Here is a 26,286-nt window from a genome sequence, read left to right as displayed (position 1 = left end):
CAAATCCACGGAAGTCCCGACATATCAGGGATACGCGAGGCCGGGAGAATGGCCTCATTACCGGGCCGCCTTACCACCCGCAGCCCGAACTCCCGCCTGAAAGGAAAAGATGATGACGCTGCTGATCATTGCCTATCTCGGAGGGGTGCTGACGATTCTCAGCCCCTGTATCCTACCCATCCTGCCCTTCGTTTTTGCGCGGGCGGGACAACCGTTCCTGCGCAGCACACTCCCCCTGCTCGTTGGCATGGCGGCAACCTTTTCCGCGGTCGCGACGCTCGCCGCACTGGGCGGCAGCTGGGCCATCAATGCCAATGAATATGGTCGGCTTGCCGCTCTCGCGCTGCTCGCCGTTTTCGGCGTGGGGCTGATCTCGCCGCGCGCGGCCAGCGTCATCAGCCGCCCGGTCGTCGAACTCGGCAACCGCCTTGCCAATGCCGCCGGGAAGCCGGGGGCTGTTCCAACGGTCGTGGGTTCCCTGATGCTCGGCATCGCCACCGGCCTCTTATGGGCGCCCTGCGCCGGACCGATCCTTGGACTGGTGCTGACCGGTGCGGCCCTGAAGGGCGCCAATCTGGGGACCAGCCTGCTGCTTGCCGCTTATGCCACGGGTGCCGCGACCTCGCTTGCCGTAGCCCTCCTCGTCGGAAGCCGGGTATTTGCGGCCATGAAGCGGTCTCTCGGTTTCAGCGAGCGGATCCGGCAGGGGCTTGGCGCAGCGGTTCTTGCCGGGGTCGCCGTCATCGCGCTCGGGCTCGATACGGGCTTCCTGTCGCAGCTTTCCTATGCGAGCACGGCATCCTTCGAACAGCAGGTCCTCGATCGGCTCCATACCGCCAAAGCCCCTGAGCAGAAGATAGCGTCGGCGGGCGAAGCCGACGCCCCGGCAGCAGGCTCCAGCGCTACGCCGTTCAGGTCGGAACTACCGGCTGAAGGCCGGGCCCCGTCCCTCGATGGCGCCGTCGAATGGCTGAACTCGCCACCGCTCACGCGTGAACAACTGCGTGGTAAGGTCGTGCTCATCGACTTCTGGACCTATTCCTGCATCAATTGCATTCGCACCATTCCTTATGTGCGTGCCTGGGCGGAGAAATACGGGGATCAGGGGCTCGTCGTCATCGGCGTCCACGCGCCCGAATTCGCCTTCGAAAAGAAGATCGACAATGTCAGGCAGGCCGTAGCCGACTTCAAGATCAACTATCCGGTAGCAATCGACAATGATTACAAAATCTGGCGCGCCTTTGATAACAGCTATTGGCCGGCACATTACCTGATCGATGCCCGGGGTCAGATCCGCTACCACCATTTCGGCGAGGGCAACTACCGGGAGACCGAAGAGGCGATCCAGAATCTGCTGCGCGAGGCCGGCAGCAGCGCTTCCGCCAGCGACACCGTGAGCCCCGAGGCAAACGGCGCGGAAGCCGGCGCGGATATCAGGCACATGCTCTCGGGTGAAACCTATATAGGTTACAGGCAGGCGCAGGGCTTTGCGTCAAACGAGGCGATGCGCGCAGACACGCCCCGCGATTACTCCGTCAAGACACCGTCCCTGAATGAATGGGGACTTTCCGGAAAATGGACCGTTGGCGCGGAAGCGGCGACCCTTGATATGGCAAATGGCGGCATAACCTACCGCTTCAGCGCCCGTGACCTGCATCTGGTGCTTGGGCCTGATGGTGCCGGAAAACCGGTCCGTTTCCAGGTGAGCATCGACGGCCACCCGCCAGGCGCGGATCATGGAGCCGATACGGATGTCGATGGCAATGGCGTCGTCACGTCAACCCGCCTTTACCAGCTCGTCCGCCAGTCCGGCACCGTTCAAGCCAGAACCTTCGCCATTCGTTTTCTGGATCCCGGCGTGCAGGCCTATGCCTTCACCTTCGGCTGACCCCAATCTTCGTCCCGCCCGCAGGAACACCAAAGGAGAAACACGATGCACCACCGTCTCATGCCAAAATTTGCGCTCGCCGTCGCGACCGCCCTGATCGCATTTGCCGCGCAGGCGGCAGAGGTCAAGAATATCGTTATAGTCCACGGCGCGCTCGCCGATGGCTCGGCTTGGCGCAAGGCGACGGATATCCTCGAAAGCCGTGGGTTCAACGTCACGATCGTGCAGGAGCCCATCACCTCCCTTGCCGATGACGTCGCGGCAACAAACCGCGTCCTTGATCTTCAGCAAGGCCCAAGCCTACTGGTCGGGCACAGCTACAGTGGAATGGTGATCTCGGAAGCCGGTAACCGACCGGATGTGGCAGGTCTCGTTTATGTCGCCGCCTTCCAGCCGGAGAAGGGAGAGAGCCTTCTCGACCTCGCGGGATCGAAACCACCGGCTGGCAAAGGCATCAAGCAGACGAAGGATAACGCATTCCTCTATCTCGATCCGGCCGCCTTTGCCCAAGATTTCGCAGCCGACCTGCCCCGTGAGGAAGCGGCTTTTATGGCAAAAAGCCAGGTCTTCGCTGCCAAGGCCGCCTTTGCCGCCAAGGCCGACGAACCAGCCTGGAAAACAAAGAAGAGCTGGTCGATCGTCGCAACGCAGGACCGGTCGATCAACCCCGATCTCGAACGTGACATGGCAAAGCGCGCCGGTAGTGCGGTGACCGAGATTGCGGCGAGCCACGCGGTCTTCGCCTCCCAGCCCGAAAAGGTCGCGGATGTCATTGAACAGGCCGCCCGCCAATCCGCGCAATAAACAGCGCCAATTTTGAGGTTCTGATATAGCCGCTCCCGGCACCGGGGGCGGCTGATTTGCGTTCAGAGGGCAGACCGAATGTATCAGTCTGTATCCAGAGCCGTCGCTGCTACAAAACCATTCACATTCGTGCCCCCTCGACACATCGAGGATACACGCACGGCGTTACCTGCCCATCATCCAACATGGACAGGAGAGACAGCAATGAATTCCGAGATCAATTTCCAGCGCCGCCGCTTCTTCGGCATTGCCGCAATGACGGTTGCCGCAGTCGAATTCGGTGCGGTAGGCCTGGCGCACGCCAAAGGCGAACCCGCTTCGACTCAACCCTCAGCGCCAAGCGGTGCAGCCACCTCCTTTGGCGCCCTGAAGCAGGTCAAGGCGGGCGTTCTCAATGTCGGTTATGCCGAAGCTGGCCCCGCAGACGGCCCGGTCGCGCTGCTGCTGCACGGCTGGCCGTATGACATCTACAGCTATGTCGATGTCGCGCCCATCCTTGCTTCGGCAGGATATCGGGTGCTTGTCCCCTATCTGCGCGGATATGGCACGACCCGCTTTCTCTCGGACGAAACCGCGCGCAACGGGCAGCAGGCAGCACTTGCGGTCGACATGATCGCCTTTCTCGACGCGCTCGGCGTCAAACAGGCCATAGTGGCTGGATACGACTGGGGCGCACGCACTGCCGACATCATGGCGGCGCTCTGGCCAGAGCGTTGCATCGGACTCGTATCGGTCAGCGGCTACCTTATCGGCAGTCAGGAAATCAACAGGAAGCCGCTTCCGCCCAAGGCGGAACTCTCCTGGTGGTACCAGTTCTATTTCGCGACGGAACGCGGCCGTGCGGGCTATGCCGCCAACACCCGCGACTTCGTTCGCCTGATCTGGCAGATGGCATCTCCGACCTGGAAATTCAGCGACGAGACCTTTGATCGTTCTGCCCCCGCATTCGACAACCCCGACCATGTGGCGATCACTATCCACAATTACCGCTGGCGACTGGCACTGGCCGAAGGCGAAGCCAAATATGATGATTACGAGCGCCAGCTTGCAAAACTTCCGGTCATCACCGTTCCCACGATAACGCTGGAAGGTGACGCCAATGGCGCGCCGCATCCGGACCCTTCCGCCTATGCATCGAAGTTTTCCGGCAAGTACCAGCACCGCAATATCAGCGGCGGAATCGGCCATAACCTTGCGCAGGAGGCGCCGGAGGCATTTGCTAAGGCGGTTCTCGACGTCGCAAAGCTTTAGGCTTGCCGAAGCCCGCGAACCGTTGTCTTACTGCCTGTAACGCAGGGGACGCGGTAGCGGGCCACTCGAACCGTCCGAACGACGAAGGCACCCAATGGAACATATCGATCACATTCTTGTCGTTGACGACGACAGGGAAATCCGGGAACTGGTCTCCAGCTACCTGAAGAAGAACGGCCTGCGCACGAGCGTGGCGGCCGATGGGCGGCAGATGAGAAGTTTTCTCGATGGTAACGCCGTCGATCTGATCGTGCTCGACGTGATGATGCCCGGTGATGACGGGCTGGTTCTCTGCCGAGAGTTGCGAGCAGGCAAGCACAAGGCCACGCCGGTGCTGATGCTCACCGCACGCGATGACGAGATGGATCGGATCATCGGGCTCGAAATGGGTGCCGACGACTATCTGTCGAAACCCTTCGCGGCCCGGGAGCTTCTTGCGCGGATCAAGGCCATCCTGCGCCGCACGCGGATGCTGCCTCCCAATCTGCAGATCAGCGAGGCCGGGCAGCTCCTGACCTTTGGTGATTGGCGCCTCGACACCGTGGGCCGCCACCTGCTCGACAGGGAGGGCACGACCGTTGCATTGAGCGGGGCTGAGTATCGGCTTCTCAGGGTCTTCATCGATCATCCCCAGCGCGTCCTCAACCGCGACCAGCTCTTGAACCTCACCCAAGGACGCGATGCCGAGATCTTCGACCGGTCGATCGATCTTCTCGTGAGCCGCGTGCGCCAGCGGCTGGGGGATGATGCGCGGGAACCCACCTACATCAAGACGGTGCGGGCGGAGGGTTATGTCTTTTCCGTACCGGTGGAGATTTCGGAGCCAAGGACATGAACGATCGGCACCTGCTGGCTGGCTGGTGGCCACGCTCGTTGCGGTCCAGGCTCTTTCTCATTCTTTTCGCCGGCCTCGCCATTGCCTATGGCCTGTCGTTCAGCATCCTTTTTGCCGAACGATACATGTCGGCCAAGGCGGTCATGCTCGGCACGCTGGAGCAAGACCTTGCGGTTTCGATTGCCATCGTCGACCGCCTGCCTGCGGGTGAGCGGGCCGACTGGGTCAATCGTCTCAGCCGCAGCAACTATCAACTCGTCCTCGGGCCCGGCCTTCCCGGCGTTTCCGACTTGTCCGGACGCGGCGCGGAAATCGCGCAGAGGATCGAAGAAGCCGTAGGACACAGGTTTCCCGTCAGGGTGGAGTCTATCCCCGGCGACGGCAAGAGGCTTCAGGCACATCTGACGTTATCCGACGGTTCGCCATTGACGATCAATGTTACCCCACGCGGCGTGATGCCTTTGGCGGAATGGCTGCCTTATGTCTTCGCTGCGCAAATGGTGGTTCTGCTGCTGTTGACCTGGCTTGCGGTGCGGCAAACGACCCGGCCCCTCAGTGCGCTTGCTGCGGCAGCGGAAGCGCTCGATCCGGGCGAGAAGGGTTTGCCGATGAGCGAGAACGGCCCAAGCGAAGTTGCGCATGCCGCCCGCGCTTTCAACGCCATGCGTGATCGCGTCGCGCAATATCTTGAAGAACGCGTCCAGATTCTGGCGGCGATCTCGCACGACCTGCAGACGCCCATCACCCGCATGCGATTGAGGGCCGATATGGCCGACGAAACGCCGGAAAAGGAAAAACTGGTCAGCGACCTGCGTGAAATTGAACGTCTGGTGCAGGACGGGATCGCTTATGCGCGCAGCGCTCACGGCAACGGCGAGAAAACATCGCGTATCGACCTGGCTTCCTTCATCGACAGCATCGCCTACGACTATCAGGATACCGGAAAGGCCGTCACGGTCTCCGGCATTGTCCGCGGCACGGCGTCGACCAAACCGCATGCATTGCGCAGAATATTGACGAACTTCATAGATAACGCCCTCAAATTTGCCGGTGGCGCCGAAATCACGGTGGACCGACGCGCTGAAGGTGCCGTGGTCATAACCGTGCTGGATCGTGGACCGGGTATTCCTGACCAGATGCTGCAAAATGCCATGCAGCCCTTCTTCCGAATTGAAACGTCGAGGAACCGCGACACAGGCGGAACAGGTCTCGGACTTGCAATTGCGCAGCAGCTCGCCGGAACGATCGGCGGCTCGGTGCGCCTCTATAACAGGCACGGTGGCGGGCTCGCGGCCGAAGTGACCTTCCCCTAAACGGACGGCGGCCAATGATCCTGTCGGCCGCTACGTTTCGATACAGTATAGCATTTTCCGGAAACATGCCGGATACGCTGATCCATCACAAAGCTCCTATCACGAAACGCCGCAGCAACGGCAAATGAAAGGAGCCTCCCATGACCAAGATCGAGACTGTTCTTTATACCGGCAAGACCCACACGAGGGGCGGCCGTGACGGATCGGCGCAAAGCGACGACGGTGCGCTCGGCATCAAGCTCTCCCCTCCGGGCAGCGGCAAGCCGGGCACGAATCCCGAACAGCTTTTTGCGGCCGGCTGGTCGGCATGTTTTATCGGCGCCATGACAAAGGCGGCGGCGAAACGCCAGCTCCGGCTTCCCGCCGACACCGCCGTCGATGCGGAAGTCGACCTCGGCACGACGGGCGGCGAGTTCTTCCTGCAGGCTCGCCTGTCGGTAAGCCTGCCCGGGATCGATCGTCCCGTAGCACAGGCCATCATCGAGGATGCCCACCAGATCTGCCCCTATTCGAAGGCCACCAGGGGGAACATCGATGTTACGCTCAAGCTCGCTTAAGCCTGTTGTTTCCGCCCGTGCGCTTGTCATCGCCATCGTGTTTGCGGCGATATTTGCAGCACCGTGCGTATATGATGCAACATCCGACGAGCCCTCGCCGCTTGCGGGACTTCTGGGCGCGGTCTCATCGATGTGACCCCAAGGGAACGGCTCGGCGCCCGCCGCAGCCGTTTTCGCTTTTCCACTTCTTCCTGCCATCCCTCTGATCAACGCAGTGAAGTCTTCTTGGACCCATCCGGCGCGCCTCCAGCGCGTTCCGCGGCGTCGAGACGAGCCGGATTTCCAACCATCTTAAACGAGGCCAGATCAATGCGATCAATCGAACACATCTATATTGACGGTAAATTTGTGGTGCCAGACGGCAATGAACGGATGGACCTTTTCAATCCGGCAACGGAAGAAAAAATCGGCGATGTCCGTTTTGGCAATGCTGATGATGCAAGGGCCGCAGTGGCAGCCGCGAAACGGGCTTTTCCCGCCATGGCAACATCCACCAAGGCGCAGCGTATCGATATGCTGCGCAGCCTGCGCGATACGATCGAAGAGCGACCGGATGAGCTCACGCAGGTCATGACCGAAGAATACGGCGCGCCCGCTTATTTCACGGCTTTCTCCGTTCAAAATGCAGCGTCGATTTTTGATGTTATGGCTGAGACCGTCGCGAACTACGACTTTGACCGGGTCGTGGGCAAAAGCACGGTCAGGATGCTGCCGCGCGGCGTTCTCGCCGCCATCACGCCCTGGAACAGCAATTTCGGTTTTATCGCCACCAAGCTTGCGCATGCAATCGGTTCAGGCTCGTCCCTCGTCATCAAACCGGCCGAACAGAGTGCATTTCAGACGGATATTCTGGTGAGAAGGCTGCATCGGGCCGGCCTGCCTGCAGGGGTTTTCAACATTGTCAACGGCACGGGTCCGGTGGTCGGTGCGGCGCTGACGCAGGATCCCGACGTGGCGACCGTCAGTTTCACCGGTTCCACCCAGGCTGCAAAGATCATTCAGCGCGCGGCGATCGACGGCATGAAAAGGGTGGTTCTGGAGCTGGGAGGCAAAGCACCCACCATTATCCTGCCGGATGCCGACCTCGACAAGGCTATACCTGTCGCCCTGATGTCGGGCTTTGCAAACAGCGGCCAGGCCTGCGTCGCGGGTACCCGTATCCTTGCTCCAAGGTCCCGTCTCCCCGAGATTGCCGAGCGGTTGAGGATGGCGGCTGAAACATTCAAAGTCGGCGATCCCCGTGATCCGGAGGTTCGGATAGGCCCTCTCGCCAGCCTTGCCCAGTGGGAGAGGATCCAGACTTACATCCGGCTTGGTGTCGAAGAAGGAGCAACCCTGCTGACAGGCGGAACCGGACGACCAGCCGGGATTGAAAAAGGATGGTTCGCCCGCCCGACAATCTTCGCAGATGTCACGAACGAAATGCGTATCGCCCGCGAAGAAATCTTTGGTCCCGTCCTGTGTCTTCTCGCCTATGAGGACGAAGATGAGGCCGTCAAAATCGCCAATGATAGCGACTACGGATTGCAAGCCTATGTGCTTGGATCCGACCTCAGACGTGCCGAACGCATCGCCGAGAGGCTGATGGCCGGCCGCGTCGTCATCAACGGCGCACCGCATGATCCCCGCGCGCCCTTCGGCGGTTTCAAGCAGTCCGGTATAGGCCGGGAGATCGGTGCCTTCGGTCTCGACGGCATGCTCGAACCGCGAGCCGTGCTCACCCCGTAACGCGAGGAGTCCGCAGCGCCGGTCCCGGCGCACTCTCCGTTCTGCTTCAGGCCGACTTTGTATCCAGAAGTGTCAGCCGTGCGAAAACCGACGTTTCGTGACGCAACAGCAGGTCGAAAGAAACAGCCGGGATACAGTCAACATCCACCTGTTTCGGACGCGAAATGGTCGCGGAACACATCGATATGGAGAGAAATATGACCGACGTCCTTCACCCTGCAAAAGGCGGGCACGGCACCGCGATTGTCCTTGGGTCTGCAATGGCGGTATTGATGGCCTTCACCCCTGCCTTGGCGGTTGAGACTGTCAAACCAACCCAATCCGAAACCGCCTCTGCCGACGACAGCATTCGGCCGTTCCAAGTTCATGTCGATCAGTCGCAGGTCGACGACCTCAAGGCGAGGATCAGGAATGCGCGCTGGCCGGATAAGGAAACCGTTGGCGATATTTCCCAGGGCATCCAGCTGGCGCGGGTTCAGGATCTCGTCCGATACTGGGGCAGCGACTATGACTGGCGGAATGCCGAGAAGGAACTCAACGCCTTGCCGCAGTTCATCACCAGGATCGACGGCGTCGACATCCACTTCATTCATGTCCGCTCACGCCATCCCAACGCCTTGCCTGTCATCCTCACCCACGGCTGGCCGGGTTCAATCTTCGAGTTCACAAAAGTCATCGGCCCGTTGACGGACCCGACCGCTTATGGCGGCAAAGTCGAAGACGCGTTCGACGTGATCATCCCCTCCATCCCCGGCTATGGTTTTTCAGGCCATCCGACCGATCTGGGCTGGGGACCGGACCGTGTTGCGCGGGCCTGGGACACCCTTGTGAAGCGCCTCGGCTACACGCGATACGTTTCCCAGGGCGGCGATCATGGTTCGGTCATTTCCGATGCGCTTGCCCGGCAGGCGCCAAAGGGTCTGCTCGGCATCCATCTCAATATGCCGGCCACCGTTCCCGGCGCACTCATGAAAGGCATCAACAGCGGTGATCCGGCCCCTGCGCACCTGTCTGCGCCGGAACGAAATGCCTATGACTCGCTCAAAGAGTTTTTCGGCAGGAACGCTGCTTATGGCGCAATGATGGTCACTAGACCGCAGACGATCGGCTATTCCTTGTCGGATTCACCTGTCGGTCTTGCATCTTTCATCTACGAGAAATTCGCGCAATGGAGCGACAGCAATGGCGAGCCCGAAAGCGTGCTGTCCAGGGATGAAATGCTCAACGACATCACTCTCTACTGGTTGACCAACAGCGGCGCGTCCGGCGCGCGCTTCTATTGGGAAAACAACAACAACAACTTCAGCGCGGAAGCACAGAAGACGAAGGACATCAAGATCCCAGTCGGCATCACCGTCTTCCCGAAGGAAATCTACCAAGCGCCGGAGAGCTGGAGCAGGCAGGCCTATCCATCGCTGACCTATTATCATCAGGTCGATCATGGCGGACATTTCGCCGCCTGGGAGCAGCCCGGGATTTTCTCGAGCGAGCTTCGTGACGCCTTCAGAAAACTGCGCTGAGAGACGTCAGTCTGGAAGCGCGGTTCCCGACCGCGCTTCCTCACATCCTCGTCTTGCTGTCCGATTTAACGCTTGGGCATTTCTGCACCAAAAAAGCCGTCGCTCGACGCCAGTCGAGGAACGGCTTTTTCCATATCTGAGGCCAGGAGATTTCAGGCCGCAACCGGGACGCGTTCCGCCATCCACTGATCCAGCGCAGATCGCAACATTGATCCCGGCACAGCCTCCGAGGAGGCGATCCTCATCAGGTATTTTGCGGCGTCGACGGCTGTCGAGCAGCTGATCGGCAGGCGGTTCTCTTCGCAGAACTCATTCAAAACCCTGCGGATCGACAGAAGCGACACTGCGTTGGTCATCTCGGATCTCCATCATGAATACGATATTGCGCCACTTGATGGAGAAGCGTTGTGTCGAGAGTTTTCCACCGAAACCGAAAACGGTACCTCGATGTAGCCTCTCTAATTGCTGATACAATAAGCTACGGTCGAGGACGGCAATCGCATCGATCAATCCTGAAAATTCGTTTCGTTATTCGAAGGATCCGGCTTCGCATCGACGTGATTTTCCGCCTCGGCTTGCTGCGACAGAGGAAGCTCAAGCTGAATATTCTCCATCTCGGGCAGGCTTGCGATGCCGTCGCGAAGGGCAGCGTTTTCATGAGATGGCTTGAAAGGCATCGAAATCTCCTGCTTGCAAGATAGTGGCCGCCAACCTCTTCTTCAGCTAGCGGCCGCTTACACGATCAGCCCTTCACGAAGGCCAGCAGATCGGGATTGATGATGTCGGCATGGGTTGTCAGCATGCCATGCGGATAACCCTTGTAAACCTTCAGCGTGCCGTTTTTCAGAAGCTTGACTGACAATTCGGCCGAATCTGCGATCGGCACGACCTGGTCGTCATCGCCGTGGAGAACGAGCGTCGGCACCGTGATCGCCTTCAGGTCTTCCGTCTGATCGGTTTCCGAAAAGGCCTTCACGCCGTCGTAATGGGCCTTGGCGCTGCCCATCATGCCCTGACGCCACCAGTTCTGGATAACACCGGGATAGATTTTGGCGTCCGGACGGTTGAAACCGTAGAACGGCCCGGTCGGCACGTCGAGGAAGAACTGGGCGCGGTTTTCGGCCACACCCTTGCGGAAGCTGTCGAAGACTTCGATCGCCAGGCCACCGGGGTTGGAGGGCGTCTTTAGCATCAGCGGCGGAACCGCGGAGACGAGGACGGCCTTGGCGACACGGCCCTGCGGCTCGCCAAATTTTGCGACGTAACGCGCGACCTCACCACCGCCAGTCGAGTGTCCGATATGAACAGCGTTCCTGAGATCAAGATGTTCGGCAACAGCGGATGCATCGGCGGCATAATGATCCATGTCGTGGCCGTCGCTCACCTGCTGAGAACGTCCGTGACCGCGACGATCATGCGCCACGACGCGGTAGCCGTTCTGAACGAAGAACAGCATCTGCGCATCCCAGTCGTCGGAGGATAGCGGCCAGCCGTGATGGAAGACGATCGGCTGGGCATCCTTCGAACCCCAGTCCTTGAAATAGATATCGACGCCGTCCTTGGTCTTTACGAATGATTCGGTCATTGGAAATGCTCCTTCATTGCGGGTTGGGATGGATTTTGAAAATGCGAGCGTCGGCATGGCCATTGCAGTGGAAAACGCGGCGCCGGCCAGCAGGACATGCCGTCTGGAAATTGCGAGCTCGATGGGATTGTCGGTCATTTCGTTTTCCTGTCGGCTTCAGCGCGCGCGTCGGGTGGTTTCGAATAGGAACCAGGTGCGGCGCTCCGTCTCGTCGATCCAGTTTTCAATCAGGCTGGTCGTGGCGTGGTCATTGAGATCGGAGGTCAGGCTGTGCGTTTGCCGCAGGATGGCGGTCAGTTGCTTGTTGTCCTCGCGCAGTTCGGCCAGCATGTCCTCCGGCGTGACGAAGTCGGCGTCATTATCAAGAAGGCGCTGGAGGCGTCCGATCTGACCGATTGAGCGGATGGTTGTACCGCCGATCTTGCGCGCCCTTTCGGCAATGTCGTCGGTCATCGCAAAGATTTGGGCACCCTGCTCGTCCAGCAGCGTGTGATAGTCCCGGAAATGCGGGCCGGAAACATGCCAGTGGAAGTTCTTGGTCTTGATGTAGAGCGTGAAGACATCCGCTAGAAGCGCGGTCAGCGCAGCGGCGATGTCGCGGCTCGCTTCGGCGCCGAGATCGGTCGGGGTTGCGAGTGGAAGCTTGCGGTTCTTGGTAGCTGTGGTCGTGTCCATCATCGTTCTCCTTTTGCAATCGACCGCCCGTTGTTGAGCGCCCCTGTTGCGGCTGTATGATCGACACGGAGAATAGGGAGAAGAATGGGTCCGGAGAAATCGGCTGCTGGTACAGTCCACCCGATACCTAAGTGTAGTTTCGGTCAGGTGGTCCCCGAGATAGGGTTTGCCAATCGCCCCGCCCCACGGCGATTGGCTCGCAGAAGCCAGAAGCCTCCGGTGTCCCCTCCCCAGAGGCGCGGATCTCCCCTCCCGATCCGCCAAGGCCGCCCCTGTCACAGGAGGCGGCCTTTTTCATTTTGCCCTCGGCTGTTGAGGCAACCTATGCCTGAGTATGATGTTTACGCTTGCGCAGTTGCGTTAGCGTCATCGGGCACGGCAACAGTCAATCAGCGAAATCGAAGGAAATCTGACATGGCGGAAGAACGGCCTGAAGGTATTGAAAGATACGATCATCCTGCTGGCGGCTGGGATGCGTTAAAAGCAGTCGCGAAAACTCTCGCCCACCAGCAGATCATCGCGCAGGGCACCAAGACGCTGCTCAAGGCCAATCAGCCCGAGGGTTTTGACTGTCCCGGCTGCGCCTGGCCAGACCCCAAACACACCTCATCCTTCGAATTCTGTGAGAACGGCGCCAAGGCCATCACCTGGGAATCGACCGCAAAACGATCCGGCCCGGAGTTCTTCGCGCAACATACGGTTTCCGAATTGTGGCAATGGACGGATCACAAGCTTGAGGATGCCGGTCGGCTGACCCTTCCCCTTCATTACAATGCCGCGAGCGATCGCTATGAGCCCATAGCCTGGGACGACGCCTTCCTTCTGATCGCGCAGGAACTCAACAGGCTAGATGACCCCAACAAGGCGGAATTCTACACTTCCGGCCGGGCGTCCAACGAGGCTGCGTTTCTCTATCAGCTTTTCGTTCGTGCCTATGGGACGAATAATTTTCCTGACTGTTCCAACATGTGCCACGAGGCCACCAGCGTTGGCCTTCCGAAGTCCATCGGCGTTGGGAAGGGCACGGTGACGCTCGAGGATTTCGATCATGCCGATGCGATCTTCAGTTTTGGCCATAATCCGGGCACCAATCATCCACGCATGATGACGACGCTGCATAATGCCGCAAAACGCGGCGTACCGATCGTCGTCTTTAACCCTTTGAAGGAACGGGCGCTGGAACGTTTCGCTGCGCCGCAGGACCCGGTCGAAATGGCGACGCTTTCCTCCACGCCGATCGCCTCCGCCTATCACCAGCTGCGCACCGGCGGCGATCTTGCAGCCCTTAAGGGTATCATGAAGGCCGTGTTTGACCTCGATGCAGAGAACCTTCAGGCCGGCCAGACTGGTTTACTGGACCGCGATTTCATTGAAGAACACACCACGGGCCTGGACGCACTGCGCGCCGACATTGACGCAACCTCGTGGGATACGATCTGCTCCGTCAGCGGGCTGACGAAGGAGGCGATAGAGAGCGTCGCAAGGATTTATGTCAACGCCTCGAATGTCATCATCTGTTACGGCATGGGCATCACGCAGCACGCCAAGGGGACGAGCAATGTGCAGCAAATTGCCAATCTCCTGCTACTGCGCGGCAATATGGGCCGCCCGGGCGCGGGGATAGCGCCCATTCGTGGCCACTCCAATGTCCAGGGAGATCGCACCGTCGGCATCACCGAAATCCCGAACAAGGCGCTGTTAGAAGGAATGGAACGGGCTTTCGGATTCCGGCCCCCTGAAGAAAAGGGACACAATGCGATTGAGGCCGTGGAGGCAATCATCGCCGGAAAATCCCGGGCCCTCATCTGCCTTGGTGGAAACCTCGCTGTCGCCATGTCGGATACTGGCGCGACTTTCGAGGGCATGCGCAAACTCGATCTTGCTGTCCACATCGCGACAAAGCTGAACCGCTCCCACCTTTTGACCGCACGGACATCGTTGATCCTGCCCTGTTTTGGCCGCACCGATCTGGATACGCAGGCCTCTGGCCCGCAGGCGGTGACAGTGGAAGACTCCATGTCGATGGTGCATGCGTCGCGCGGTTTCCTTAAACCCCCGAGCGAATTGGTGCGGTCTGAACCAGCCATCATCGCCGGTATCGCCAAGGCGACCGTTGGAAACCGCCATGGCATCGACTGGGACTGGCTGATTGCCGATTACGACCGCATCCGTGACAAGATTGAAGAGGTTTTTCCGGACTTCAGGGATTTCAACAGGCGTGTCCGTGTCAAAGGTGGCTTCCGCCTCGATGTCGCCGCTTCCTTCCGTCGATGGAATACGGAGAGCGGCAAGGCCAATTTCCTTGTGGCCACCGGGCTGGAAGAGGATCCACTCATCTCCAATCCGGAAGCCCTGATTCTGACCACCATCCGCAGCCATGATCAGTACAATACGACGATCTATGGCATGGACGATCGTTACCGCGGCGTCTTTGGCCGAAGAGACATCATCTTCATGAACAGGCAAGACCTCGCCGCACGCGGCCTGAAAGATGGCGACCGCATCGATATCAGCGGCATCGGCAAAGAAAGTGAGGAACGCGACCTCGTGAAGGGTTTCACGGTTGTGGAATATAACATACCGAAGGGTTCCGCCGCTGGTTACTACCCCGAGATGAATGCGGTGGTGGCGCTCGGCCATTACGACCGCCTTTCGGGAACGCCCTCGTACAAGGGCGTGCCCATTACGGTAAGTGCAGCAGCAATCTGAGGCGCGAAACACCGGCGCGCAACGCAGCGGTCGTTGCGCGTTTTTTGCTGTCGCCTTTATCAGATGTCTTATCGGGCCATAGTCATGGCCTGTGGACGAGGGTCGTACATGCTGATTTTTGCATATAGCGCCGCATCCATTTCCCGCTATCCTGATGTTTCGACGACGGTGGCAACCAAGACCTATGTACAGGTCAGGTTGTGCTGAAAAAACCGTATTGTCGGCAAAAATCGCATCGGGGGAACAATGTCGATTGCGTCAAGGATGTTTCGCGCGCGCGAACCTGAAGGTAGAGCGCACCATCTGGCTTTTGGCGTTGGGGCGCTGGCGCTGGCGGCCGCGGTATTTTACGTCGATACCTATACCGACATAGAAGGCGCGATCGCGGTGCTTTATGTCATCACGGTCCTTTTGGCCGCGCAGACTGTAAGCTGGTCGGGACTGATCGCAATCTCCTGTACCTGTGCCATTCTGTCCCTGTTGTCCTATGCCGCGACACACGCAGATGACGCGGATTTTCAATCGGCGCTTCGGTTGGTCGTCGCCCTTGCAGCACTTGCCGTCACGACCGTGCTGCTTTTGAAAACCGAGACCGCCCGGCTGGCAATGTTGTCAGCCAATGCGGCGCTGAAGGAAAGCGAGGAGCGTTATCGCTCCATTTTCGACCGTACGCGCGTTGCACTTTGGGAACGCGACTATTCGAAGCTTCACGCCTTGCTGATGAGCCTCAAGCAGCGGGGCATCACCGACATGCGGGCCCATGCCCGCGCCAATCCGGGTTTTACGCAGCAATGCATCGATCTCATCACTGTCGTTGCTTCGAACGAAGCCGGCAGGGAAATGCTCGGCTACGACTCCTCGATCCGCGGCACCCTTCAGCAATCGATCGTTTCATCCACCGGCAAGTTCGTTGATGTGTTGCAGGCGATTATCGACAACCGGCGTGTCTTTGAAGACAAGGTTATGGTGCGGACCGACAGCGGCGTAGATAAGCTGGTACTTCTTTCCATCAGTTTTCCTGCGGAAGCGGCGTCCTTCAACCGCGTGGTGGTCAGCATGGTGGATATCACCCAACGCGAAATGGAGCTGAAGGCGCTGGCAGAAGCACAGGCGGAACTGACAAAGGCTTCCAAGGCAGCGGCTGTCGGCGCGATGTCTGCATCGCTCTCCCACGAATTGAACCAGCCGCTCGGCGCCATCATCGTCAATGCGCAGACATTGCTGCGCTGGCTCGATCGCGATCCGCCCGATCTCGCGGCCGCCCGCCGCTCGGCCGAACGCATGATCCGCGACGGCCAGAGGGCGAGTGACATCATCCAGAACACGCGTAGCCTGCTCGCCCATACCAGCGGCAAAGTGGAAACCTTCGACCTCGATGAATTCATAGATGAAACACTCAGCCTTCTCGAACATGAGCTGGAACGCAGTGGGACCACGGTCCATGTGGAAAAACAGGCCACACCGCCGATAACGGCCGTCAGGATCGAATTGCAGCAGGTTCTCATCAACCTCTTCACCAATGCCATTCAGGCCATGGACGAGGCAGGCATCGGCAATCGCACCATCACGGTACGGAAGGAACGTGAAGACAGCGACAATATTCGGATTGCGGTTCGCGACAACGGGCCTGGTTTCCCCCTTCACATGAAAGACAAGCTGTTTTCACCCTTTTTCACGACGAAGGAGACGGGAATGGGCATGGGGCTTTCCATCTGCCGCACGACACTGGAAGCACGGGGCGGCAGGCTTACCGGAGACAATCATCCTCTCGGCGGGGCGGTCTTTATCATTTCCATGCCGATCAGCCAGGAGATGGAACATGCCTGAGCCACGCAAGACGACAAAGGAGCCGCCCTCACCCATCGTCTTCATCGTCGATGACGACGTGTCGATGCGGGAAGCCCTTACCGATCTTTTCCGCTCCATGAAATTCGACGTCGAAGCTTTCGACAGCGCCGCCGCTTTCCTGGAAAAAGCCAATCTGGACCGGCACGGCTGCCTGCTGCTGGACGTGCGGCTCCCGGGCACGAGCGGTCTTGATTTCCAGATGCAGCTGGAACGCGTGGGTAACAGGATGCCGATCATTTTCATGACCGGCTTCGGTGATATTCCGATGAGCGTGCGAGCAATGAAAGCGGGAGCCGTCGATTTTCTGACCAAGCCGTTCAAGGAACAGGACATTCTGGATGCCGTCGCGCAGGCGATGGAGCGGGACGCGTCGCGACGCCGCGAAAGCGCCCAGAACGAGGCCGTCAGTTCCCTTGCCGAGCAGCTGACGCCAAGGGAGCGCGAGGTCATGGGGGCCGTTGTCCGCGGCCTGATGAACAAACAGATCGCTTACGAACTCGGTATCAGCGAAGTCACCGTGAAATTGCACAGGGGCAATGTCATGCGCAAAATGGAGGCCAGATCGGTCGCCGACCTCGTGCGGAAAGCGGAACTGATCGGCGAGAAGTTCCGACCACCTGTATCTTAGTATGGTATCTTTCAAAGGGGCCTGAGCGCATAGAGGAAGAAAGATAACAGAAAAGGTCGCTTTCATTGCCCCCCGTTCCCGTCATTGCCGTCGTCGACGACGATCCAGCCATCCGTGAAGCCATGGATGATCTCATCATGTCCTTCGGTTACGAATGCCGCCTGTTCGCATCCGCCGAGCATTTTTTGGAGTCGCAGCAGCAGGCGGGCATCGACTGCATCGTCGTGGATGTGAAAATGCCCGGTCTGTCCGGCATCGAGCTGCAGAGCGAGCTCAATCGGCGCGGCAGCCATCCGCCGATGATCTTCGTAACCTCCTACGAGGATGAACGCACCCGGAATGCTGCCCTGAGCGGCGGCGCTTTGGCCTTTCTTCGCAAGCCGGTCAATATCGGCAATCTGATCGGATGCCTGGAATCCGTTCTCGGCCAGCGGCCCTGACCGCAGCATGCCGCTCGGCCGCAATCGGCGACTGGACAACCTTCCATCGCGCTGACCGCTCCCATCCGATGAACATCCGTGACGACTTCATGCTCCGACGCCATGCCGTCCGAGCCTATTTTGCCGTTGAGCAAATGCCTTTCGGCATTTGTCCTGCCGCCAACACCTTCCGGTATACGAACTAGACCTCTGTATAGATGCCGGCGCATCCACCCCGCCGTAGCCTTTGTTCCAGTCAAGCGCCTCCCTTGTGGACGGTCCTTGCGACACCATCACCCTATTTGTGGAGCAGGGCATGACCTCCATCAGTCAGAATGCAGACGAGCGCAGACCTCGTCATCTCAAAGTCGCAACGGTGTTGGCATTGGGTGCGATTGCAGTGCTCGGTGGCAACGCTCTCCTGATCAGGAATACCGAACCGGCGCTTGCGGCCTCCGAAGAGGTCGCATCGGCGAGCGGCTTCCGCATCGTCACGCCGCAGACGATTGGCGGGCTCGCCGGACTTTCCGCGGCCGACAGCGATGCGCCCGAAGGCGTGGCTGTTCCGGTAATGGACAGGACGTCCTGCGTCGCCACTCGCGCCGCCCAGAAGACGGACCGGCACGACACGTTCGATCCCAGAGCCTTTTGTCAGTTGCAACACCGCCTCTTCAATGCCGAGCTGATCGACCGCATCGCGGTGCTCCAGGTCGCATCGCAACCCCACCCTATCGACACCTCCTCCCAACTCGCCATGAACAAGGAGTTCTGAAATGGAAACGTTGACCAGACGCGCAGTCCTCGCAATCGGCGCCGTCGGCGGCACCGCCCTTGCCGCCAGCACGGCCGGAGCAGCATCGTTCGGCAATCCCGATCTGCCTGCCGAGGGAGCAATCAATGCCAATGCCGCCAGCGTCAGCGATCCCGGCCCGAAGAACCCTGCGATGAACGACCAGTTTCCGTCCTTCCAGAGCCCACCGGCGACCGATGTCGGCGACATGCAGCTTTTCTGGGGCTCGTTCAACAACGCCGCCAAACGTATCCAGAACGGCGGCTGGGCCCGCCAGGTGACCAAGTCGGACTTCGCGATTTCGGATGCCGTCTCCGGCGTCAACATGCGGCTGGGACCAGGCGGCATTCGCGAGATGCACTGGCACCGCGCGGCAGAATGGGCGATCATGACCAACGGGCGTTGCCGTATCACTGTGCTTGATACGCAGGGTCGCGCCTATGTGCAGGACGTCGAGGCCGGCGATCTCTGGTATTTTCCGGCCGGCTATCCCCATTCGCTGCAAGGGCTTGGGCCTGACGGATGCGAATTCGTCATCGTATTCGATGAAGGCGACCAGTCCGAATACGGCACCTTGCTGCTGACCGACTGGCTGGCACATACCTCACCTGAACTGCTGGCCAAGAATTTCGGGGTCGCGCCGGACGTCTTCCGCAACATTCCGCTGCAGAATCTCTGGATTTTTCAGGGCAAGGAGCCGGGACCGCTCTCCAGGGATCAGGAAGCCGTTGCCGGAGCTGGTCTCCCTCCTTTCCCTTTCACCTACAAACTCGGGACATCAAAACCGCTGAAGGAAAACGCAGCCGGCTTCATTCGCCTTGCGGATAGCAGCGCCTTTACCGTTTCCAAAACCATTGCCGCCGCCATCGAAACGATCAAGCCGGGCGGCGTGCGTGAAATGCACTGGCACCCCAATGCGGACGAATGGCAATACTGGATCAAGGGTGAAGGCCGGATGACCGTGTTCGACGCGGGGCCACGCAGCCAGACCGCCGATTTCCGTGCCGGCGATATTGGTTACGTGAAAAGAAGCCAGGGCCACATCATCGAAAACACCGGGAAGACCGATCTGCAATTCGTCGCGGTCTTCAAGGCTGCCGAATACCAGGAGGTCAGCCTGTCGTCCTGGCTGACGCACACCCCGCCGGCGCTGGTGGCGCAGCACCTGAACGTCAGCATTGAGGATGTGGCGAAATTCCCCGCCAACCAGCCTGCGATCATGCCCGGCTGAAGAAATCGACCGGCGTTTCGGCAGACCCGATCCGCCGGTCGTTCCTCACCAATACAAAACTCGAAAGATAGGAACGGGCCATGAAACCATTGACAATCCGGATCGCTGGCGGCTCGCTTGCCGGCCTCTTTACGGCGATATTGCTTCAGGAGGACGGGCACGATGTGAGACTATACGAACGCTCATCCTCCGGCCTCGCCGGGCGTGGCGCGGGACTGGTGCCTCAGCAGGAACTGTTTGAGGTTCTCGGCCAGATCGGCTGCGAAGACGTCGCCCATGTCGGTGTGGTCGCGAAGGAACGCATCTACCTCGATGCCGGTGGCCGCGTGGCCCGGCGCCAAAACACGCCGCAGATGCAAGTGTCGTGGGACTACCTCTTTGAGCGCGTGTCCTCGCGCCTCCTTGCCGACACCTATCGTCTCGGCCATCATGTCAATGCGGTCCGGGAAGGTCCCGAAGGGGTGATATTGTCATTCGCCGACGGCACGGACGAATGTGCCGATCTGGTAATCGGCGCGGATGGTTTGGGTTCGGCAGTCCGAGGTGCCGTCAACCGTCATTCAGAAAATGCCTATGCAGGCTATGTCGCCTGGCGCGGGCTGATCCCCGAAACGAAATTGCCTGCCGATGCAGCCCTGCTGCTGGACCGTTTCGCCTTCTACATCGCGCCCGGAGTTCATGTTCTCGGTTATCTTGTACCGGGGCCACGTGGCGAAACGCGGCAGGGACAGCGCCGCTACAACTGGGTCTGGTATGGTCCGACAGCGGCGGATGAGCTTGCTCGAACCTTCACCGGCCGTGACGGCAGGCTTTTCCAACATTCCTTGCCGCGCGGCGAACTGTCGGAGTACCGCCGAAAGCAATTGCGCGAAGACGCCTTTTCGCTTCTGCCGCCGCAATTGGCGCTCGCGGTGGTAGCTGAGGAAACCCCGTCCATCCAGGGCATTTTTGACTATGAGGCCGAACAGATGGTGTCGCAGCGTATCGCGCTGTTGGGAGATGCCGCCTTTGTCGTGCGACCTCACACAGCCATGGGCGTTTCCAAGGCCGCAGGCGACGCAATGGCGTTGCGCGATGCCCTGCGGCAAACCGAGGATTTGCCCGGCGCCCTCTCACACTATCAGAGAGCCCGCCTGCCGGTGGGCAGATCCATTGCCGCTTATGGACAGAGGCTCGCCGAAACCGCGATGTAAACACGGGCCAAAAATCAGCAACCTTCCCGCCTTGCTTCATGTCCCGTTTGCGCTACCCTCTCCAGCGGGGAATAGTTCTCAACGAGGGACCGAGGCATGTGCAATCATTGCGTGATCGAAAATGTGAAACAGAACATGCTTTCGCGACGCCTGCTCTTCAAGGGCGCGGCGGCCGGTATCGCGGCGGTGGCGGCGGGCAGCGTTGCTGCCCCGGCGCTCGCCCAGGCACCGACGCGGGTCGTCGATCTGACCCACACATATGATTCGGAATTTCCAACATTTGACGGAAAACCGGGCATCGCGTTCGAGTGGGCCGCCGATATTGCCAAGGACGGATACCAGCTCCACAAACTCACCATCTATGAGCACACCGGCACGCACATCGATGCCCCGTTTCACTTCAGCGCGGACGGCGCGAGTGTCGACCAGTTGGAGCCACAAAAGCTCGTAGCGCCGCTGGCGATCATCGACATTACCGACCGCGCGAAAGAGGATGCCAACGCCACGATCGAGGCCGAGGATATAGAGCGCTGGATATCCGCCAACGGTGACATTCCCGTAGGCGCGGTCGTCGCTCTGCGCTCCGGGTGGGCGACCAAGGTGAAAAGGCCCGCCTTCAGAACCGACGATGCCGGAAAATTTGCGTTCCCCGGTTTCGGAAAATCGGCAACCGATCTTCTGTTGAAGCACGACGCGGTTGCGATCGGCGTCGACACTCTCTCGCTCGATCCAGGCAACTCCGCGGATTTCGCCGTTCACAATTCCTGGCTGCCTGCCGGGCGCTACGGTATAGAGGGCCTGAATAATCTCGAGGCCCTGCCGGTCAAGGGCGCGACCATCGTTGTCGGCGCACCAAAGCATCGTGGCGGAACGGGTGGACCGGCGCGCATTCTCGCCCTGGTCTGAAACCTGCGCATTGGGCAACACCACCCTGCCGGCACCAGCGCATGAACTGCGACTGAATAGTCTCTTCAGCTTCCATTCCGATGGGACCGTCTACAACAAAGACGTTCAACCGCGGTCCCATCCGCCTGAGGAGACAGTCATGATCCGTACGTCTTTTGTTGCAATCGCACTTTTCGCTCTCGTTGGCATTACCGCCACGTCTCCCGTCATGGCCAACGATGTGCGCATCGAACAATACGGCTGGTCCAACTCGGCGGGCGGCGCGCAGGAAGGGTATGGCAACCGCATCCGCACCTATCAGAATGGCGGCTACAACAGAATTACCGGCCATCAATACGGTCGTCACAATCTTTCCGCCGTCGGGCAGGAAGGCCATGACAACTACGGCTCCACCTATCAGACGGGTAACCGCAACGTGGCTGGTATCGGCCAGTTCGGTTCCAATCACACCACCATCCTGACGCAGGACGGCAATGGAAATATCGCGGCGGGTGTGCAGGTAGGCCGTGGCTGCAGCGCCAATGTGGCCCAGGGCGGCAATGACAATGTGGCTGCTTTTGTGCAGGCCTGCCCGTAACCGCAGCCGCAGCGACGTCAAAATGGTCGAGATCAAAACACCCGCTCATCAGGGAGACTACCATGCCCCATCGCGTCAGACGTACAAGCCCGCTGGCAGCAGTCATTGCGCTCGCAATGCTCCCCGTCGGCGCCCTTGCGGCAATCTCGACAGCAAAGGAGCCCGCAGCTGATAAAGTCTGCGCCATCAAGGCGACGCCGCAGACGGGCATGGTGAAGCTGCAGGCTTTCGCCAACGCAGACCCCAAGGAAACAGGCACCTACACGTTCCGCATTGAAAAATCAGGCGGCGGCGGCAGTTCCCTCATCAGTCAAGGCGGTGATTTCAGCGCCGCAGCAGGAGGCTCGCAGTTGTTGAGTTCAGTGATGCTTGATGCCGCGGGATCGCGTTACAAAGCGGTGCTGGATCTTACAATCGATGGCAAGACCTTCACCTGCACCAGCACGGGCGGCGGCTATTAGTCAGTCATCGCACAAATATGACCAGAAAAGGACGCCGGCTTCGGCGTCCTTTTCGTGTTGTCGCCACCGAGCGCTGAACGACATCTGAACGGCCGGTTCCAGTCGGGTTCAGTTAGACAATGCAATAGTCGGACCATCGACAGGCCGCTCACAGATGGAGATAACAATGGCTCGCAACATGTTGAAAATAATGGCCGTTACCCTGCTTGCCGGCGGCCTCACGCCGGCGCTGCTTTCCACGCCCGCCCATGCCGGCGGCAGCATCTCCTTCAACCTTGCGCCAACCGATGGGCCGAACGGCGACCTCCTCTCGACAGGAATCCGGGCCTACTCCCTCTATCGAAACTTCAAGAACGCCGAAATCAAACAGCTCGGTCGCGGCAATGCAGCGGGCATCGCCCAGAACGGTGGTGGCAACCTTGGTTTTATCCGTCAACGCGGAAATGGCCATTCGGCAACGCTGCAGCAGAACGGCAACAACAATGCCTATGGCATCTTTCAATATGGTCGGAATACCGACACCAATGTGGTGCAGGATGGCGACAACGGCAGCGGCCTCACCTTCAGCTATGGCTGGTAAAGAATGGAATTACCGGGCCTGAGCTGATATCGCCCGCCGCTTTAGGCACGGCGTCAGCTCAGCCTGGCAAGGAAGCTCGCTGCTTTCGCCCTGAGATCATGGCGCACATCCTCGCTCATGCGGGCCCAGGTGGCATAGGGCTGCGCGAGACGATGGTTCGATTTCAGCTTGTCTCGGTTGCGAGCGAGAAAATCCCAATAAAGCGCATTGAACGGACAGGCATTCTCCCCCAGACGCTCTTTCGGATCGTAGCGGCAGGTGCTGCAATAGTCAGACATGCGATTGATGTAGTTTCCGCTGGCAGCATAGGGTTTCGTGCCGAGAAACCCGCCGTCGGCGAACTGGCTCATGCCGACCACATTAGGCAGTTCGACCCATTCATAGGCATCTGCGTAAACCTCCAGATACCATTGATGAACGGCCTTCGGATCAATGCCGGCCAGCAGCGCAAAATTGCCTGTGATCATCAGGCGCTGAATATGATGCGCATAAGCATTTTCCATGGTTTCTCTGATCACGGTCGCCATGCAGTTCATGTGCGTCTTGCCCGTCCAATAAAATCCCGGCAGCGGCCTGTCGTTGCCAAAGAAATTCCTTTCGACATAGTCCGGTCCTGCAAACCAGTAAATCCCGCGCATATATTCCCGCCAGCCGATGATCTGGCGGATGAAACCTTCGACGGCGTTAAGCGGTGCTGCGCCCTTACGATAGGCGCGCTCGGCAGCCTTGCAGACGTCCAAGGCGTCGAGCAGGCCAGAATTGATGTAGAACGACAGGAGAGAGTGATTGAGATAGGGATCATCCTGCAGCATGGCGTCCTGTGTCGCGCCGAAGTTCGGAAGAAAATCCTCGATAAAGGACGTCATGACGCGCTCCGCATCCTTGCGCGTCACGGCGAAACGGAAATTTTTCAACGTGCCGAAATTCTTCGAAAACAGGGCATCGACTGTTCCAAGGACCTCATTGGTGATCTCATCCGGCTCTACGACCAGATGTTTGGGCCTCAGTAGGTCTGGCTTTGCCGGATTGCGGTTCTCCGCGTCGAAATTCCAGCGCCCGCCGACAGGCTCGTCACCCTGCATCAACAGTCCTGTCTTTCGCCGCATCTCGCGGTAGAAATACTCCATCGTCAGGCTTTTTCGACCTTCGGCCCAGTCTCGAAACTCGCGCTGCGTTGCGAGAAACCGCGTATCCGGCCTGATCTCGACCGGCACGCCGACGGCACCCTCTAAACTCTCGAGTTCGGACTTGACGCGCCATTCGCCGGCCTCGGTCACGCAAATTGCCAATGGATCGATGGCGGTTACCGCTCGTTTGACTTCGCCGGTAAAGGAGCCCGCATTGTCTTCATCATCGATTGTCGTGTAGCGCACCCGATAGCCTGCTTCGCGCAATTCTTCGGCAAAGTGCCGCATCGCTGAAAAGATGAATGCAATCTTCTTCTTGTGGTGACCAACATAGGTCGCCTCTGCCATCACCTCACAAAGCAGTAGCGTATCTTGCTCTTTATCAACGCCATCAAGCGAGGAAATCGAAGGCGACAATTGATCCCCGAGGATCAAGATGAGACGGGACACGCGCGACTTCCTTAAAACGGACGACCTTAAGGCCACCCTGCAACTGATCACGAAGTGGATGCCCACTCTCTGTTCAACACCGCATAGATGAACTCGTCACCCCATAAACCGTCGAACCGATCGTTCTCGATGAGATGCGCTTCCTTGCGCATGCCCAAACGCTCAACGACACCGATCGATCCATGATTCAAGGCATCAAGTCGTGCAAAAATGCGGTGGTAACCAAGCGCCTTGAAGCCGAGCGTGATCATCGCTCTCACTGCTTCCGTGGCATAGCCTTGTCCGGAAAATGCCGGCTTGAAGATATAGCCGATTTCGGCCTGCAGCGCGCTCACGCTGGCAATCTTTAGAAGAACCTCACCAACGAGTGCGGAATCCGCATCTCGCACAACAGCAAGTCGCAGCGTGTCTCCGTCCTTCTCGAAAGCAGTCAAAAGGGCTTTTGAAAACTGCGCTTCCAAAGCTTCGGCCGATGGCGGCGAAGAATAGAGGAATCGATAGACGTCGCTGCGCTTATGATACTCGGCATAGGCATCGAAATCCGCAAACTGGAAAGGGCGGAGGGTCAGCCGCCCGGTCTGGATGGGGAGAGAGGTTTCAGGAAACATTCATCGGGCCTTTTTAGCAATCCCGGACATCTGCTAGCGAGACTTGTGAACCGCAAGTCGTCAAACCTCGATCGGAAAGGAAAATCCGGCCTTTACACGATCCATGACGACCATGGTCTTGAAGCCCTTGATATCGTGGTTCTCATAAAAGAACCGGCGGGTGAAAGCCTCGTAGTCCTCCATGTCCCTGGCGGTGATGACCAGAATGAAATCCGCGTCGCCCGTGACGTAATAACCGATCATGACTTCGCGGGTCGCGCGGATAGCCGCCTTGAAGCGATCGACGATATCGGCGCGCTCGCGCTCAAGTGAAACGAGTACGATCATGGTAATGCCTCGGCCCACCGCCTTCGGCGAGACGATGGCGACATCTGCTTCGATCACCCCCTCTTCACGCAGGCGTTTGAGGCGCCGCTGGCACGCCGTTGGGAGAGGTTGACGATCTTCGCCAACTCCTCCGAGGTCAGACGGTTGTTCTTCTGAACGGCTTCGAGCAACGCCCGGTCGGCTCTATCGATATCGGTCATGCACAATTCCTGCGTCTTTATCCCATAAAGAGCATTATTCCTGCACCAAGGCATGCAGAAACGCTGCCGATCAATG

Annotated in this window: 25 protein-coding genes and 1 pseudogene; 19 read left to right on the top strand and 7 right to left on the bottom strand. The window is 59.1% G+C overall.

What is annotated here, in order from left to right; all coding sequences use genetic code 11:
- The first annotated feature begins 112 nt into the window (after positions 1-112).
- From AT6N2_RS23485 to AT6N2_RS23450, 8 genes are all read left to right on the top strand, one after another.
- A complete protein-coding gene (locus tag AT6N2_RS23485; RefSeq protein WP_209091712.1) occupies positions 113-1,888 on the top strand; it encodes a cytochrome c biogenesis protein DipZ in 1,776 nt (591 codons plus the stop codon).
- 45 nt (positions 1,889-1,933) lie between these two features.
- Positions 1,934-2,692, top strand: coding sequence for an alpha/beta fold hydrolase (locus tag AT6N2_RS23480; RefSeq protein ID WP_209091711.1), 759 nt, complete (start codon positions 1,934-1,936; stop codon positions 2,690-2,692).
- 204 nt (positions 2,693-2,896) lie between these two features.
- The gene (locus AT6N2_RS23475; RefSeq protein WP_209091710.1) at positions 2,897-3,943 is read left to right on the top strand and encodes an alpha/beta fold hydrolase; all 1,047 of its coding nucleotides are present in this window, start codon (positions 2,897-2,899) and stop codon (positions 3,941-3,943) included.
- Positions 3,944-4,037: 94 nt separating this feature from the next.
- Positions 4,038-4,778 carry a response regulator gene (locus AT6N2_RS23470; RefSeq protein ID WP_063951754.1) on the top strand — a complete coding sequence of 247 codons (741 nt, stop codon included), beginning with the start codon at positions 4,038-4,040 and terminating at the stop codon, positions 4,776-4,778.
- Entirely contained in the window at positions 4,775-6,091 is a 1,317-nt protein-coding gene (locus tag AT6N2_RS23465) for a sensor histidine kinase (protein ID WP_063951753.1), read from the top strand. Before AT6N2_RS23470 ends, AT6N2_RS23465 begins: the two co-directional genes overlap by 4 nt.
- A 140-nt stretch (positions 6,092-6,231) precedes the next feature.
- Positions 6,232-6,648: an organic hydroperoxide resistance protein gene (locus tag AT6N2_RS23460; protein WP_063951752.1), complete on the top strand. Its 417-nt coding sequence runs from the start codon at positions 6,232-6,234 to the stop codon at positions 6,646-6,648.
- 309 nt (positions 6,649-6,957) lie between these two features.
- Entirely contained in the window at positions 6,958-8,376 is a 1,419-nt protein-coding gene (locus AT6N2_RS23455; protein ID WP_209091709.1) for an aldehyde dehydrogenase family protein, read from the top strand.
- Positions 8,377-8,573: 197 nt separating this feature from the next.
- Positions 8,574-9,896: an epoxide hydrolase family protein gene (locus AT6N2_RS23450; protein WP_209091708.1), complete on the top strand. Its 1,323-nt coding sequence runs from the start codon at positions 8,574-8,576 to the stop codon at positions 9,894-9,896.
- A 152-nt stretch (positions 9,897-10,048) separates the two neighbouring features.
- Here the strand turns inward: AT6N2_RS23450 and AT6N2_RS23445 are convergent, their stop codons facing one another.
- From AT6N2_RS23445 to AT6N2_RS23430, 4 genes are all read right to left on the bottom strand, one after another.
- Positions 10,049-10,252 carry a hypothetical protein gene (locus tag AT6N2_RS23445; protein WP_063951749.1) on the bottom strand — a complete coding sequence of 68 codons (204 nt, stop codon included), beginning with the start codon at positions 10,250-10,252 and terminating at the stop codon, positions 10,049-10,051.
- Between the two features lie 150 nt (positions 10,253-10,402).
- The gene (locus tag AT6N2_RS23440; protein ID WP_209091707.1) at positions 10,403-10,573 is read right to left on the bottom strand and encodes a hypothetical protein; all 171 of its coding nucleotides are present in this window, start codon (positions 10,571-10,573) and stop codon (positions 10,403-10,405) included.
- 65 nt (positions 10,574-10,638) lie between these two features.
- A complete protein-coding gene (locus tag AT6N2_RS23435; RefSeq protein WP_209091706.1) occupies positions 10,639-11,619 on the bottom strand; it encodes an alpha/beta fold hydrolase in 981 nt (326 codons plus the stop codon).
- Between the two features lie 18 nt (positions 11,620-11,637).
- On the bottom strand, positions 11,638-12,156 hold the full coding sequence (locus tag AT6N2_RS23430; protein ID WP_063951747.1) for a Dps family protein: 519 nt from the start codon (positions 12,154-12,156) through the stop codon (positions 11,638-11,640).
- Positions 12,157-12,570: 414 nt separating this feature from the next.
- Between AT6N2_RS23430 and AT6N2_RS23425 the strand changes: the two genes are divergently transcribed.
- The 11 genes from AT6N2_RS23425 (at position 12,571) to AT6N2_RS23375 (ending at position 23,498) form a co-directional block, all read left to right on the top strand.
- Complete coding sequence (locus tag AT6N2_RS23425; protein WP_209091705.1) at positions 12,571-14,865, top strand: FdhF/YdeP family oxidoreductase; 2,295 nt, start codon at positions 12,571-12,573, stop codon at positions 14,863-14,865.
- Positions 14,866-15,111: 246 nt separating this feature from the next.
- Entirely contained in the window at positions 15,112-16,692 is a 1,581-nt protein-coding gene (locus tag AT6N2_RS23420; RefSeq protein ID WP_209091704.1) for a sensor histidine kinase, read from the top strand.
- Positions 16,685-17,341: a response regulator transcription factor gene (locus tag AT6N2_RS23415; RefSeq protein ID WP_063951744.1), complete on the top strand. Its 657-nt coding sequence runs from the start codon at positions 16,685-16,687 to the stop codon at positions 17,339-17,341. Before AT6N2_RS23420 ends, AT6N2_RS23415 begins: the two co-directional genes overlap by 8 nt.
- A gap of 65 nt (positions 17,342-17,406) precedes the next feature.
- Positions 17,407-17,781: a response regulator transcription factor gene (locus AT6N2_RS23410; protein ID WP_006311406.1), complete on the top strand. Its 375-nt coding sequence runs from the start codon at positions 17,407-17,409 to the stop codon at positions 17,779-17,781.
- A 295-nt stretch (positions 17,782-18,076) separates the two neighbouring features.
- Positions 18,077-18,532 carry a hypothetical protein gene (locus AT6N2_RS23405; protein ID WP_209091703.1) on the top strand — a complete coding sequence of 152 codons (456 nt, stop codon included), beginning with the start codon at positions 18,077-18,079 and terminating at the stop codon, positions 18,530-18,532.
- A gap of 1 nt (position 18,533) precedes the next feature.
- Positions 18,534-19,781 (top strand): oxalate decarboxylase family bicupin, encoded by a 1,248-nt coding sequence (locus AT6N2_RS23400; RefSeq protein ID WP_209091702.1) that lies wholly within the window; start codon positions 18,534-18,536, stop codon positions 19,779-19,781.
- 80 nt (positions 19,782-19,861) lie between these two features.
- Positions 19,862-20,974, top strand: a complete 1,113-nt coding sequence (locus tag AT6N2_RS23395; RefSeq protein ID WP_209091700.1) for an FAD binding domain-containing protein — start codon at positions 19,862-19,864, stop codon at positions 20,972-20,974.
- A 96-nt stretch (positions 20,975-21,070) separates the two neighbouring features.
- The gene (locus AT6N2_RS23390; RefSeq protein ID WP_209091698.1) at positions 21,071-21,880 is read left to right on the top strand and encodes a cyclase family protein; all 810 of its coding nucleotides are present in this window, start codon (positions 21,071-21,073) and stop codon (positions 21,878-21,880) included.
- A 139-nt stretch (positions 21,881-22,019) separates the two neighbouring features.
- Positions 22,020-22,457, top strand: a complete 438-nt coding sequence (locus AT6N2_RS23385; RefSeq protein ID WP_209091696.1) for a curlin — start codon at positions 22,020-22,022, stop codon at positions 22,455-22,457.
- 62 nt (positions 22,458-22,519) lie between these two features.
- Positions 22,520-22,918 (top strand): curli-like amyloid fiber formation chaperone CsgH, encoded by a 399-nt coding sequence (gene csgH / locus AT6N2_RS23380; protein ID WP_209091694.1) that lies wholly within the window; start codon positions 22,520-22,522, stop codon positions 22,916-22,918.
- 166 nt (positions 22,919-23,084) lie between these two features.
- The gene (locus tag AT6N2_RS23375; RefSeq protein WP_209091692.1) at positions 23,085-23,498 is read left to right on the top strand and encodes a curlin; all 414 of its coding nucleotides are present in this window, start codon (positions 23,085-23,087) and stop codon (positions 23,496-23,498) included.
- A gap of 53 nt (positions 23,499-23,551) precedes the next feature.
- Here AT6N2_RS23375 and phrB read toward each other — a convergent pair whose 3' ends face one another.
- From phrB to AT6N2_RS23360, 3 genes and pseudogenes are all read right to left on the bottom strand, one after another.
- The gene (gene phrB / locus AT6N2_RS23370; RefSeq protein ID WP_233282580.1) at positions 23,552-25,075 is read right to left on the bottom strand and encodes a (6-4)DNA photolyase; all 1,524 of its coding nucleotides are present in this window, start codon (positions 25,073-25,075) and stop codon (positions 23,552-23,554) included.
- A gap of 47 nt (positions 25,076-25,122) precedes the next feature.
- Complete coding sequence (locus AT6N2_RS23365; protein WP_209091690.1) at positions 25,123-25,683, bottom strand: GNAT family N-acetyltransferase; 561 nt, start codon at positions 25,681-25,683, stop codon at positions 25,123-25,125.
- A 60-nt stretch (positions 25,684-25,743) separates the two neighbouring features.
- Positions 25,744-26,210, bottom strand: a pseudogene (locus AT6N2_RS23360) (Lrp/AsnC family transcriptional regulator).
- Positions 26,211-26,286 lie beyond the last annotated feature (76 nt).

Source organism: Agrobacterium tumefaciens (assembly GCF_017726655.1).
In the GTDB taxonomy this organism is placed as follows: Bacteria; Pseudomonadota; Alphaproteobacteria; order Rhizobiales; family Rhizobiaceae; genus Agrobacterium; species Agrobacterium tumefaciens_B.
Note: the sequence above shows the minus strand (reverse complement) of the source record. Positions and strands in the feature narration are given on the sequence as shown.